General features: G+C 71.8%; 13 protein-coding genes. 9 read left to right on the forward strand and 4 right to left on the reverse strand.

Annotation, left to right across the window (positions count from 1 at the left end):
• The 5 genes from HMPREF0731_RS03295 to acpS form a co-directional block, all read left to right on the forward strand.
• Positions 1–618, forward strand: a 618-nt coding sequence (locus HMPREF0731_RS03295) for a nucleotidyltransferase family protein (RefSeq protein ID WP_007002597.1), incomplete at its 5' end; no start/stop codon positions are given.
• Positions 615–1,112, forward strand: a complete 498-nt coding sequence (gene folK / locus HMPREF0731_RS03300) for a 2-amino-4-hydroxy-6-hydroxymethyldihydropteridine diphosphokinase (RefSeq protein ID WP_007002598.1) — start codon at positions 615–617, stop codon at positions 1,110–1,112. The genes HMPREF0731_RS03295 and folK, both read left to right, overlap by 4 nt.
• 218 nt (positions 1,113–1,330) lie before the next feature.
• Positions 1,331–1,732 (forward strand): DNA-directed RNA polymerase subunit omega, encoded by a 402-nt coding sequence (gene rpoZ, locus HMPREF0731_RS03305; protein ID WP_007002599.1) that lies wholly within the window; start codon positions 1,331–1,333, stop codon positions 1,730–1,732.
• A gap of 37 nt (positions 1,733–1,769) precedes the next feature.
• Complete coding sequence (locus HMPREF0731_RS03310) at positions 1,770–4,031, forward strand: RelA/SpoT family protein (RefSeq protein WP_007002600.1); 2,262 nt, start codon at positions 1,770–1,772, stop codon at positions 4,029–4,031.
• A 29-nt stretch (positions 4,032–4,060) separates the two neighbouring features.
• The gene (acpS, locus tag HMPREF0731_RS03315) at positions 4,061–4,471 is read left to right on the forward strand and encodes a holo-ACP synthase (protein WP_007002601.1); all 411 of its coding nucleotides are present in this window, start codon (positions 4,061–4,063) and stop codon (positions 4,469–4,471) included.
• 17 nt (positions 4,472–4,488) lie between these two features.
• Here acpS and HMPREF0731_RS03320 read toward each other — a convergent pair whose 3' ends face one another.
• Positions 4,489–4,764 carry a PepSY domain-containing protein gene (locus HMPREF0731_RS03320; RefSeq protein WP_040611889.1) on the reverse strand — a complete coding sequence of 92 codons (276 nt, stop codon included), beginning with the start codon at positions 4,762–4,764 and terminating at the stop codon, positions 4,489–4,491.
• Positions 4,765–4,804: 40 nt separating this feature from the next.
• On the reverse strand, positions 4,805–5,164 hold the full coding sequence (locus HMPREF0731_RS03325; protein ID WP_007002603.1) for a YraN family protein: 360 nt from the start codon (positions 5,162–5,164) through the stop codon (positions 4,805–4,807).
• A gap of 75 nt (positions 5,165–5,239) precedes the next feature.
• On the opposite strand from HMPREF0731_RS03325, the gene HMPREF0731_RS03330 reads away from it, so the two are divergent.
• Together HMPREF0731_RS03330 and HMPREF0731_RS03335 are read left to right on the forward strand one after the other, a co-directional pair.
• Positions 5,240–7,651 (forward strand): penicillin acylase family protein, encoded by a 2,412-nt coding sequence (locus HMPREF0731_RS03330; protein WP_007002604.1) that lies wholly within the window; start codon positions 5,240–5,242, stop codon positions 7,649–7,651.
• 130 nt (positions 7,652–7,781) lie between these two features.
• Positions 7,782–8,519, forward strand: a complete 738-nt coding sequence (locus HMPREF0731_RS03335; protein ID WP_007002605.1) for an arginyltransferase — start codon at positions 7,782–7,784, stop codon at positions 8,517–8,519.
• A 75-nt stretch (positions 8,520–8,594) separates the two neighbouring features.
• Here HMPREF0731_RS03335 and epmA read toward each other — a convergent pair whose 3' ends face one another.
• Positions 8,595–9,662 (reverse strand): EF-P lysine aminoacylase EpmA, encoded by a 1,068-nt coding sequence (gene epmA, locus HMPREF0731_RS03340; RefSeq protein ID WP_083854429.1) that lies wholly within the window; start codon positions 9,660–9,662, stop codon positions 8,595–8,597.
• 36 nt (positions 9,663–9,698) lie between these two features.
• On the opposite strand from epmA, the gene HMPREF0731_RS03345 reads away from it, so the two are divergent.
• Entirely contained in the window at positions 9,699–10,760 is a 1,062-nt protein-coding gene (locus tag HMPREF0731_RS03345) for a lysine-2,3-aminomutase-like protein (protein ID WP_040611890.1), read from the forward strand.
• A gap of 6 nt (positions 10,761–10,766) precedes the next feature.
• On the opposite strand, the gene HMPREF0731_RS03350 is transcribed toward HMPREF0731_RS03345, so the two are convergent.
• Entirely contained in the window at positions 10,767–11,489 is a 723-nt protein-coding gene (locus HMPREF0731_RS03350; protein ID WP_007002607.1) for a hypothetical protein, read from the reverse strand.
• A gap of 138 nt (positions 11,490–11,627) precedes the next feature.
• Between HMPREF0731_RS03350 and HMPREF0731_RS03355 the strand changes: the two genes are divergently transcribed.
• The coding region (locus tag HMPREF0731_RS03355) for an LLM class flavin-dependent oxidoreductase (protein ID WP_007002608.1) at positions 11,628–12,483 on the forward strand (856 nt) is incomplete at its 3' end.

Below are 12,483 nucleotides of genomic sequence, written 5' to 3' on the forward strand. Positions count from 1 at the left end.
CCGCGCCGGCCGCGCCAGGTGGCGGCGCTGGTGCTGGCCGCCGGCCGTTCCCGCCGCATGGCGCCCTTGAACAAGCTGATGGTGACCGACCAGAAGGGCATGCCGATGGTCGCCCGCGTCGTCGCCAATGTGCTGGACAGCCGCGCCCGCCCGGTCGTGGTCGTCACCGGCTATGAGCGCGAGCGGGTGGAGGAGGCGCTGTCCGGCCGCCCGGTGCTGTTCGCCCAGACCGAGGATTACAACCAGGGCCTCTCCGGCTCGCTGAAGGCGGGGCTGGCCGCCCTGCCGCCGGAGGCCGAGGGTGTCATCGTCTGCCTGGGCGACATGCCGCTGGTCACCGGCGCCATGCTGGACCGGCTGATGGCCGCCTTCGACCCGGAGGAAGGCCGCGCCATTGTCATGCCGACCTTCCGCGGCAAGCAGGGCAACCCGATGCTCTGGGCGCGGGAATTCATCCCCGAGATGCTGCAGATCACCGGCGATGTCGGCGCCCGCCACCTGGCCGGCAAATATGCCGACCGGGTGCATGAGGTGGAGATGGCCGACGACGCCGTGCTGCGCGATTTCGACACCACCGACGCGCTGCGCCTGTCCCCGGAATTCGGCGGCAAGGGATGATCCTGATCGCGCTCGGCGCCAACCTGCCGGGGCGGGACGGCGCCGCCCCGCGCGCCAGCTGCGAGGCGGCGGTGGAGGCGATGCGCCGCATCCCCGGGCTGCGTGTCGCGGCGGTGTCCGCCTGGTGGGAGACGGCGCCCGAGCCGCCCAGCCCCGGCGCGCCCTGGTATGTCAATGGCGTGGCCCGCTGCGAAGGCACTCTGGACCCGGCCGCGCTGCTGGCGGCGCTGCAGGCGATCGAGGATGCGGCGGGGCGGGAACGGCCCTATCCCAACGCGCCGCGCACGCTGGACCTCGACATCATCGCCATGGGCGAGACGGTGCGAGAATCGCCGGACCCGATCCTGCCGCATCCGCGCGCGCATCTGCGGCGCTTCGTGCTGCAGCCTTTGTCGGAAGTCGCGCCGGGCTGGGTGCATCCGCGTCTCGGGCAGAGTGTCGAGGCATTGCTGGCGGAATTGCCGGAAGCAGGGATGAGGAAAATCAGCAAGTAAGGGTTCTTTTTTGGAAAAAAGAACCAAAAAACTTTTGTCTGTCTGGCGTCCCGCTTCACCGGGAGACGGCGGCAGCCTGAAAAAAGTTCTTTTTCTTCAGAAAAAGAAGATGCTTCCCCCACCCTTGCAAACCCGCCTCGCCCCCATATGCCTTGCCTTTCGCAGGTGCGGTGGCTATCTGACAGGTTCCGCACGGCATCGAGTTGGAGGCCTCCCCCATGGCCCGCGTCACGGTCGAAGACTGCATCCTGAAGATCCCGAACCGCTTCGAGCTGGTCCTGCTCGCCGCGCAGCGCGCCCGCAACATCAGCCGCGGCGAGGAGCTGACCCTCGACCGCGACAACGACAAGAACCCGGTCGTTGCGCTGCGCGAGATCGCCGATGAGACGGTGAGCCTGGACGGGCTGGAGCAGGACCTGATCAAGTCCCTGCTGCGCGCGCCGGAGCCGGAGCCGGTGGAGGAGGAGGTGATCGACCTCATCGCCACCGACGAGAACATCTTCGGCGTGATGGATGTCAGCGACGATGCCGCGCCCGAGGGCGCCGGGCTCGAGGACCTCTCGCCCGACGACATCGAGGCGGCGATCGCCGCCGAGCTCGGCGGCGGCGGCCGCCGCTGAGCCGGGGGCGCGCTTGAAACCCGGCGCCGGGCCTGACTTGACCCCGGCGCCCCGCGCGCCCGAGGGGGTGGCCACGCCCACCCCCAGCACCCCTCCGCCGCCCCCCGCCATCGAGACGCCCGGCACCGAGCTGGCCCGCCGCGTCGCGGCCTATGATCCGCGCGCCGACATGGCGCTGATCGAGGCGGCCTACAATCTCGCCGCCACCGCCCATGCCTCGCAGTCGCGCGAGAATGGCGACCCCTACATCACCCATCCGCTGGCGGTCGCCGGCATCCTGGCCGGCTACCGGCTGGACACCGCGACCATCGCCACCGCCCTGCTGCACGATGTCGTCGAGGACACCAGCTACTCCCTGGGCGAGCTGGAGAAGCGCTTCGGCGCCGACATCGCCCGGCTGGTGGATGGCGTCACCAAGCTGACGCGGCTGGAACTGCAATCGGAGCGCACCAAGCAGGCGGAGAATTTCCGCAAACTGGTCCTCGCCATGAGCGAGGACATCCGCGTGCTGCTGGTCAAGCTGGCCGACCGGCTGCACAACATGCGGACGCTGCATTTCAAGCCGAAGCCGGAAAGCCGCGCCCGCGTCGCCCGCGAGACGATGGAGATCTACGCGCCCCTGGCCGAGCGCATCGGCATGGACGCGGTGAAGAGCGAGCTGCAATCGCTGGCCTTCCGCGAATTGCAGCCGGACGCCTACCAGACCATCACCGCGCGGCTGGCCTTCCTGCGCGGTCAGGGCGCCGACCTGATCGACGAGATCGCCACCGACCTGAAGGCGCGGCTGGCGGCGGCCGAGGTGCCGGTGGTCGAGGTGACGGGGCGCGAGAAATCGCCCTACTCGATCTGGATGAAGATGTACGAGAAGAAGGTCGAGTTCGAGCAGCTCTCGGACATCATGGCCTTCCGCGTGGTGACCACCGACAAGGCGAATTGCTACGCGGCGCTCGGCGCCATCCACTCGGCCTATCGCGTGGTCCCCGGGCGGTTCAAGGACTACATCTCGACGCCCAAGCCGAATGGCTACCAGTCGCTGCACACCGGCGTCACCGTGCCGGAGCGGCGCAACGCCAAGATCGAGGTGCAGATCCGCACGCCGGACATGCACGAGATCGCCGAATACGGTGTCGCCGCGCACTGGATGTACAAGCAGGAGGGCAGCGCCGCCCCCGCCCCCAGCCAGCGCCGCTACCCCTGGGTGCGCGAGTTGCTGGAGATCCTGGAATCCGCCGCAGAGCCGGGCGAGTTCCTGGAGCACACCAAGCTCGCTTTGCACCAGGACCAGGTCTTCTGCTTCACGCCGAAGGGCGATTTGATCGCCCTGCCGCGCGGCTCCACGCCGGTCGATTTCGCCTACCAGGTGCACAGCCAGGTGGGCGATGCCTGTGTCGGCGCCAAGATCAATGGCCGCATCGTGCCGCTCCGCCACCGGCTGGAGAATGGCGACCAGGTCGAGATCATCACCGCCCGCGGCGGCACGCCGAACCCGGCCTGGGAACGCTTCGTCGTCACCGGCAAGGCCAAGGCGCGCATCAAGCGCTTCGCCATGGCGCGGCAGCGGAGCGAGTTCCAGGAGCAGGGCCGCAGCGCCATCGCCAAGGCCTTCCGCCAGGAGGGCATCGACTTCTCCGAGAAGCTGGTCGAGCCGGCGCTGAAGGCGCTGAAGCAGCCGGGCTTCGAGGAGCTGTGCGTCGCCGTCGGCAATGGCAACCTCTCGGCCCGCGAGGTGCTGCACGCCGCCTTCCCCGAGCTGCGCGGCCCGCCGCGGCCGATGGACCCGCTGCCGCTGACCCGTGCCCGCGGCAAGCCCGGCGCCACCACCGTGCGCACCGAGCGGCGGCGCGAGGCCAGCCATGGCATCACCGGCCTGGTCGCCGGCATGGCGGTGCAGTTCGCCGGCTGCTGCCATCCCGTGCCCGGCGACCGCATCGTCGGCATCGTCTCGACCGGGCGCGGCGTCACCATCCACAAGAGCGACTGCCACAACCTCGAAGCCCTGGCGGCGACGCCGGAGCGCTTCATCGATGTCGACTGGGATTACGAGGCCGGCTCCGGCGGCGCGCATCTCGGCCGGCTGGAGGTGGTGACGGCCAATGAGGATGCCGCCATCGCCGCGATGACCGTCGTCATCGCCAAGCAGCAGGGCAAGCTGCACAATCTCCGCTTCGCCCACCGCGCCCCGGACTATGCCGAGGTGCTGGTCGATCTCGAGGTGACGGATCTGCGCCACCTCTCCAACGTCATCGCCGCGTTGCGCGCCTGCCCGGGCATCATCCAGGTGGAGCGCAGCAAGGCCTGACGGCCTCGCTGGATGGACCCCGCCCGCACATGATCATCGGCCTCGGCAACGACATCGTGGACATTCGCCGCATCGAGCGGGTGCTGGAGCGGCATGGCGAGCGCTTCCTGCAGCGCATCTTCACGCCGCTGGAACGCCGCAAGGCCGACAGCCGCACCGAGAAGCTGCGCGCCGCCACCTATGCCAAGCGCTACGCGGCGAAGGAGGCGGCCAGCAAGGCGCTCGGCACCGGCTTCCGCCAGGGCGTGTTCTGGCGCGATCTCGGCGTGGTCAACCTCTCCACCGGCCAGCCCTCGCTGCGGCTGACCGGGGGGGCCGCCAAGCGGCTGGACGCCATCACGCCGATGGGCTTCGGCGCCCAGGTCAGCCTGACCATGACCGACGAATACCCCTATGCCCAGGCGGTGGTGATCATCTCCGCGGTGCGGCTGGTGCCCTGAGGGCCCAGCGGCACAGTTCAGCGGCGCAGCGTCTCGCCGCTCACCGGGTCGACGCGGATCTCCCGCTTGGCGCCGTCGCGCGTATAGTATTCGACCTCCCAATAGCCGTCGCTGTCCCACTCGACCTCGTCGAAATACACCACGCCGTCGCGCTGCTCGATGATGCGAAGGATCTCCGAGAGCGGCCTGGCATTCGGCGGCGGCGGCGCGGCCAGGACAGGCAGGGCGGCGCCGGCCAGCATCAGGCCGGAGAGCAGCAGCGCCGGCAGGGCGCGGCGGCGGGACAAGGGCATGGACCTCTCCTTCATGAAAATTCCTTCATGAATGTAGGACTCAGCCCTCGATCCGGAAGGCGTCGGCGATGCGCCGCATCGCGCCGCTTGCGTCGACCAGGATGACATCGAAGCGCATGCCCGCCGCGCCATGGCCGGGATGCAGGGCCAGCCAATGCTCCGCCCCGGCCAGCAGCCGCGCCCGCTGCCGGGCCGAGAGGGAGAGCGCCGCCTCGGCCAGGCTCGGCCGCGCCTTCACCTCGATGAAGGCCAGCAGCCCCTCGCGCTCGGCGATCAGGTCGATCTCGCCGCCCGGCGCGCGGTGGCGCCGCGCCAGCACGGCCCAGCCTTCGGCCGCCAGCCGCGCCGCCACCTTCTCCTCGGCCCGGCGGCCCCTGGCCTCGGCGGCCTCGCGCTGCATGCGGCCCTCCCCTCCGCCGAAGATGTCATGCGGAACAGGCTGCCCGCCAGCGCGCTTTCGTCCTAGATCAAGGGCATGCAGAAACGCCCCGGCCGGCTGCGCCGCTTCCTCGCCCGTGGCCTGATCACCGCCACGATTCTTCTGGTGCTGGTGGTGGCCGGCATCGGCGGCCTGCTCTGGGCCAGCCTGCCGGTGCGGGAGGGGCGCATCGCCCTGCCCGGCCTCTCGGCCGAGATCAGCATCGCCGAGGATGCGCATGGCATCCCCCGCATCACCGCCGCCAATGAGCGGGACGCGGCGCGGGCGCTGGGCTGGCTGCATGCGCGCGACCGCATGTTCCAGATGGAGCTGATGCGCCGCAACGCCTCCGGCCGGCTGGCCGAGATCGCCGGCCCCGCCGCGCTGCGCCTCGACCGCATGACCCGCACCCTCGGCCTGCGCCAGCGGGCGGAGGCCGACTACGCTTCCCTGCCGGAGGAGGCCCGCGCCGTGCTGGAGGCCTATGCCGGCGGGGTGAATGCCTGGATCGAGGCGCGCGGCATGCTGGCGGCGCCGGAATTCATCCTGCTCGGCGCGCCGGAGCGCTGGGAGCCCTGGCATTCCCTGCTCTGGGCCAAGACCATGGGGCTGTGGCTGTCCAACAACTGGCGCACCGAGCTGGATCGCGGCCGTCTTGCCGCGCGCCTCCCGCCCGAGCGCCTGGCCGAGCTCTGGCCGCAGGATGACAGCGCCGGCCTGCCCGACCGCCACGCCCTGCTCGACGCCCACTGGCTGGACCGGCTGGCGGCGCAGGTGCCGCGCTTCCCGCAGGACGCGCCGCTGCCCAGCATCGCCTCCAACGCCTGGGCGGTGGCGCCGGCGCGCTCGGAGAGCCAGGCGGCGCTGCTGGCCTCCGACCCGCATCTGGGCTTCGGCGCGCCGATCCTGTGGTATCTCGCCCGCATCGAGTTGCCGGAGGGGCGCTTCCTGGCCGGCGCCACCTCCCCCGGCGTGCCGATGCTGGTGATCGGGCGCAATGAATCGCTGGCCTGGGGCTTCACCACCACCCATTCCGACACCCAGGATCTGTTCCTGGAGCGGCTCTCCGGCGCGGATGGCTATGAGACGCCGGACGGCCCGCGCCCCTTCAACACGCGCGAGGAGATCATCCGCATCCGCGGCCAGGAGCCGCAGACGCTGCGCGTGCGCGAGACGCGGCACGGCCCGGTGATCAGCGACCTGGAGCCGCAGGGCGCCCCCGCCGGCATGGTGCTGGCGGTGCGCATGGCCAATCTGGAGCCGGGCGACACCGCCGCCGCCGGGCTGCTGGCGCTGAACCGCGCCCGCACGCTGGCGGAGGCGCGCGCCGCCGCCGCGCTCATCACCTCGCCGCCGCAGAACCTGATGGTGGCCGAGGCTGCCGGCGGCATCGCGCTCTACCTGACCGGCCGCACCCCGATCCGCCGCGCCGGCGATGGCAGCCTGCCCGCCCCGGGCTGGGATGGCAGCCATGACTGGACCGGCTTCGTCCCCTTCGACGCCCTGCCGCATGCCGAGAACCCGGCCGGCGGCGTGCTGGTCAACGCCAACAACCGCATGCAGCCGCGCGAGGGCGATGCGCCCTTCCTCGGCCGCGACTGGTATGGCGATTGGCGCTTCCAGCGCATCCACGATCTGCTGGCCCAGCGCCCGCGCCACGATGCCGGCGACATGGCGGTGATCCAGCGCGATGCCGTCAGCCTCTTCGCGCGCGAGATGCTGCCCGCCCTGCGCGGCATCACCCGCCCGCAGGGCCCGGCCGGGGTGGCACGCGACCTGCTGCTTTCCTGGGACGGCGAGATGGCCATCGACCGCCCGCAGCCGCTGATCTTCAACGCCTGGTGGCCGATCGCGGCGCGGCTGGCGCTGGCCAATGGCGGCGTGCCGGAGGGCGCCTGGCCCGCCACCGGCGAATTCCTGCGCTTCGTGCTCTCCCCCGATGGGCGCGGCGCCCATTGGTGCCGCCCGGCCCAGGAAGGCCCCGCCCCCGCCACCGCCCCCTTCGCCGAGGGCGGCGCCTGCCACGCGCTGATCGCCACCGCCCTGCGTCAGGCGGTCGAGCAGCTCAGCCAGGCCCACGGCCCCGACCCCACCGCCTGGCGCTGGGGCAACGCCCATCAGGCGCGCTTCGAGCACCCGCTGCTGCGCTTCGTCCCCCTCCTGCGCGACCTGACCGGGCTGGTCATCGCCAGCCCGGGCGACGAGCACACGGTCAATCGCGGCGGCATGGCCGGCTCCGGCTTCGCCCATGTGCATGGGCCGGGGCTGCGGCTGGTGGCCGACCTCGCCTCGCCCGATGGCATCTGGGCGGTGATCGGCAGCGGCCAGTCGGGCAACCCGCTCTCCCGCCATTGGGGGGACCAGCTGCGGCTCTGGGCCGGGCAGGCGGAGAATGGGGAATTGCTGCTGCGGCTCGGCGCGGTGGGGGATGCGGCCGGCAGCCCAAGGCTGGTGCTGGCGCCGCGCTAGCCTTCGGGAGGGCTCCGCCCTCCCGGACCCTCCCGCCGGGGGGACAGGGTCCCCCCGGACCCCGCCATCAGAAAGCATGCTGGAACGGCATTGCGTCGGGCGCGTTGGGCAGGGAAACTAGGCCAAAGCGATGCTCCACCGTTCCGCCCGCCGCCCACAATTCTTCTACACGACCGCGCCCCTCCCCTGCCCCTATCTGGCGGGCCGGACGGAACGCAAGATCGTCACAGAACTGACCGGGCCCGAGGCCGAGCCGCTGCACGACCGCCTCTCCCGCGCCGGCTTCCGCCGCAGCCACAACATCGCCTATTCGCCGGTCTGCCCGGGCTGCCACGCCTGCATCCCGATCCGCATCGACGCGGCCCGCTTCCAGCCCGACCGCACCCAGCGCCGCATCGCCCGCGGCAATGCCGATCTGGTGGGCGAGACGGTGCCGGCCCGCGCCACCGCCGAGCAATTCGCGCTCTTCCAGCGCTACCAGCGCGCCCGCCACCAGGATGGCGACATGGCGGCCATGGGCTTCTACGACTACCGCGCCATGGTCGAGGACACGCCGATCACCACCGGGCTGATCGAGTTCCGCGACGCCGGCGGCCGCCTCTACGGCGCCTGCCTGACCGACTGGCTGAGCGACGGCCTCTCCGCCGTCTATTCCTTCTACGACCCCGAGGCGGAAAAGCGCTCCCTCGGCACCCACACCGTGCTCTGGCTGGTCGAGCGCGCCGTGACCCTCGGCCTGCCCTATGTCTATCTGGGCTACTGGGTGCCGCAGAGCCGCAAGATGGCCTACAAGGCCCGCTTCCGCCCCAGCGAGATCCTCACCGGCGGCCAGTGGCGGCCGCTGAATGTCGAGGCGCTGGTACCCTGACCCACGGATGGCGGGTGCAGGGGACCCTGTCCCCTGCTGGGGGAGTTTGAGGGGGCAAAGCCCCCTCAAGGCGCCTCACTCGTAGGGAAACCCGCCCAGCCACAGCGTCTCCGCGACACTCGCCGCCCCCGTCGCCAGCAGCACCAGCCGGTCGAAGCCCAGCGCGATGCCCGCCGTCGCCGGCATGCCGTGGCGCAGCGCCGCCAGGAAATCCTCGTCCACCGGCCAGCCCTCGCCATAGAGCCGCTCGCGCTCGGCGACATCCTGGGCGAAGCGCGTGGCCTGCTCGGCGGCGTCGGTCAGCTCGTCGAAGGCATTGGCCAGCTCGATCCCGGCGACGAACAGCTCGAAGCGCAGCGCCGCGCGCGGATCGGCCGGGTCGCGCCGCGCCAGCGCCGCCTGGGGCGCCGGCCAATGGGTGAGGAAGGTCGCCCGATCCCGCCCGAGTTGCGGCTCCACCCGCTCCAGCAGCAATCTGAAAAAAAGATCCTCCCAGTTCTCGCTGTCGCGCGGGGTGAAGCCGGCGGCGCGGGCGGCGGCGTGCAGCGCGGCCGTGTCGCCCTCGGTGGCCAGGATGTCGAGGCCGCCGCAGAACCGGAAGAAGGCGTCGGCGACGGTCAGGCGTTCGAAGGGCCGGGTCAGGTCGGTCTCCACCCCGTCCCAGGTCACGCGCGGCGGCAGCAGGGCGCGCAGATAGGCCTCGGTCTCGGCCATCAGCGAGTCCAGGTCGGCGCCGGGGCGGTACCATTCCAGCATGGTGAATTCGGGGGCGTGGCGCGGGCTGACCTCGCCATTGCGCCAGACGCGGGCCAACTCGAAGACCGGCCCCGCGCCGCCGGCCAGCAGCCGCTTGATCGACAGCTCGGGCGAGGTGCGCAGCCAGAGCGGGAAGCCGCCCTCCCCCAGCATCGGGCGGAACTCGCTACGGAAGGCGGCCAGATGCACCTCCATGCCCGGCGCCGGCACCAGGCAGGGCGTCTCCACCTCGGTATAGCCGCGCTCCGAGAAGAAGCGGCGGGTCTCGGCCATCAGCCGGGCGCGGGCGCGCAGATGCGGCAGGCGCGCCGCCAGCCGGGCGGGGTGCCAAGGCGGCAAGGCGGCCTCGCCTGGGGTATCGGTGCCATGCGGGGTCGGATCGGGCATTGCGGCGCGGGGCTCTCCGGGCGTAAGCGCGCGACCATGCCCGACGGAACGCCCCGCTTGAAGCCCCGCACCCTGCGCGACGCCGCCGCGCTGGTCGAGGCCGGGCTGGCCCCCGCCTCCGCGCAGCCGGCGCTGGAGGCGTTGCAGCAGGTCTATGCCATCGCGCTGACGCCGGCGGTGCAGGCGCTGATCGACCGCGCCGACCCGGCCGACCCGATCGCCCGGCAATATGTCCCCGACCCGGCCGAGCTGGTGACGCTGCCGCGCGAGCGCAGCGACCCGACCAGCGACGCGCCCTTCACCCCGGTCAAGGGCGTGGTGCACCGCTACCCCGACCGGGCGCTGCTGAAGCCGCTGCTGGCCTGCCCGGTCTATTGCCGCTTCTGCTTCCGGCGCGAGGTGGTGGGCCCCGATGGCGGCCTGCTCTCCGAGCCGGAGCTGGAGGCGGCGCTGGACTGGTTCGCCCGCACGCCGCAGGTGCGCGAGGCCATCCTGACCGGCGGCGACCCTCTGATGCTCTCGCCGCGGCGGCTGGCGCATATCCTGGCGCGGCTCTCTTCCATCCCGCATCTCGACATCATCCGGCTGCACACGCGCGTGCCGGTCGCGGCGCCGGAGCGGGTCACCGCGGCGCTGGCCGACACCCTGGCCGCCACCGACAAGGCTCTTTTCCTGTGCGTACACGCCAACCACGCCCGCGAATTTTCGGCCGGGGCGCGCACGGCGCTGACCCGGCTGCGCCGGGCGGGGGTGGCGCTGCTCGGCCAGTCGGTGCTGCTGCGCGGGGTGAATGACAGCGCGGACGCCCTGGCCGCGCTGTTCCGCGCCATGCTGGCGGCGCAGGTGAAGCCCTATTACCTGCACCAGCTGGACCGCGCCCCCGGCACCGCCCGCTTCGAGGTGCCGATCGAGCAGGGCCGCGCCATCCTGCGCGCGCTGCGCGGCACCCTCACCGGCCTGGCCTGGCCCGCCTATGTGCTGGACCTGCCGGGCGGCGCCGGCAAGGCGCCGCTGGGCCCCGATTTCGCCCGCGCCGAGGGCGCGGACTGGCTGGTGGAAGGCCCGCTGGACGGGGTGGCGCAGCGCCACCCCGGCTGAGCGCCGTCAGGCCGCCACCGCCGGCTTGCGCGGCGCGTATTGCGGCACATGCTCGGCCAGGAGCTCCCGCCAGCAGCGGAAGGTCTCGGCCTTGGCGGCATGATGCTCACGCGGCTGAGCGGGGAAGAAGGGCGCGGCCAGCTTGCCCTCGCCATCCAGCATCATCCGGTCGATGCGGTGCAACCGCAGCTTCGGATGGCGCAGCAGCCGGGCCTCCAGCAGGTCGTTGAAGCGCAGCGTGCGGTCGATCCGCGCCGCATGCGACAGGTCGAGATGCGCCGCCGCCTCGCGCATCCGCGCCTCCTCGACCCCGGTATGGGCGGCGATGGCGGCGGGGAAGACCTCGTCGCGCAGCGGGCAGAGCTGCGGTGCCAGCACGCCGATCACCGCGATGCTCTGTGCCTGCAGATCGTCGTTCAGGATATGCTCGAGGAAGGCATTGTAGATGGTGACGCGGCTGCCGAAGAAATCCGCCTCGTCAATCCGCATATTCTCGCAGAAATCGCGGTAGTAGCTGAAATCCAGATCGGCGTTGCCCAGCATCAGGAACAGCGCCTTCCGCTGCGGCGTGCGGGCGATGTGGCGGATCACCTTGCCATGGCCGATGCCGGAATTCTTCTGCATCAGCCCCTTGAGGGTGGCGCTCGAAAAGGCAGTGACCGAGAAATTGCCGGCAAATTCGCGCTGGAACTGGCGCACGCTGGAGGAGCCACAGAAGGCGAACAGCATCGTCGGAGCCCGTGATGGAAGGGGTCCAGCTTTTCCGAAGCACTGCCAAATGGCGCATCACAGCTGCGTTACTTTCCTGCCGACCGGCGCCGGCTCCTCCCCCCTGGCGACGCCCCCACTCTGGTGTAGGCTGCCGGCATGGCCCTCGCGCTCTCCATCCTCGACCAATCCACCATCGCCAGCGGGCGCGGCGCCGACGCGGCGATCCGCGAGACCCTGGCGCTGGCCCAGCTGGCCGACCGGCTGGGCTATGCCCGCTACTGGCTGGCCGAGCACCACAACAGCCAGAGCCATGCCGGCAGCGCGCCGGAGATCCTGATCGCCGCCATCGCCGCCACCACGGAGCGCATCCGCGTGGGCTCGGCCGGGGTGATGCTGCCACACTACTCGGCGCTGAAAGTGGCCGAGCAGTTCCGCGTGCTGGAGGCGATCGCGCCCGGGCGGATCGATCTCGGCCTTGGCCGGGCGCCGGGCAGCGACGGGCGCACCGCCTATGCGCTGAACCCGGCCGCCGCGCGCATGACGGAGGACCGTTTCCCGGCGCAGGTGCAGGAACTGCTGGGCTGGCTCGGCGACGGGCTGCCGGTGGACCACCCCTTCGCCGCCATCCGCGCCCAGCCCGAGGTGCCGACGCGGCCCGAGCCCTGGCTGCTCGGCAGCTCGGATTACGGCGCGCAGCTCGCCGCCTGGCTGGGCCTGCCCTATTGCTTCGCGCATTTCATCACCGATGGCGCCGGCGCCGAGGAGGCGATCGCCACCTACCAGGCGCGCTTCCGTGCCGAGGCCGGCCGGCTTCCCGCCCCGCATGCGGCGCTGGCCGTCTTCGCCCTCTGCGCGCCGACCGAGGCCGAGGCGGCGCGGCTGTTCTCCTCCCGCGCGGTGTGGCGCCTGTCGCGCGACCGCGGCATCTACCCGCCGCTGCCGAGCCCGGAGGAGGCCGCGGCCTACCCGGCGAGCGAGGCCGAGCGCGCCCGGCTGGAGCGCATGCGCGAGG

This window comes from Pseudoroseomonas cervicalis ATCC 49957 (assembly GCF_000164635.1).
In the GTDB taxonomy this organism is placed as follows: Bacteria; Pseudomonadota; Alphaproteobacteria; order Acetobacterales; family Acetobacteraceae; genus Pseudoroseomonas; species Pseudoroseomonas cervicalis.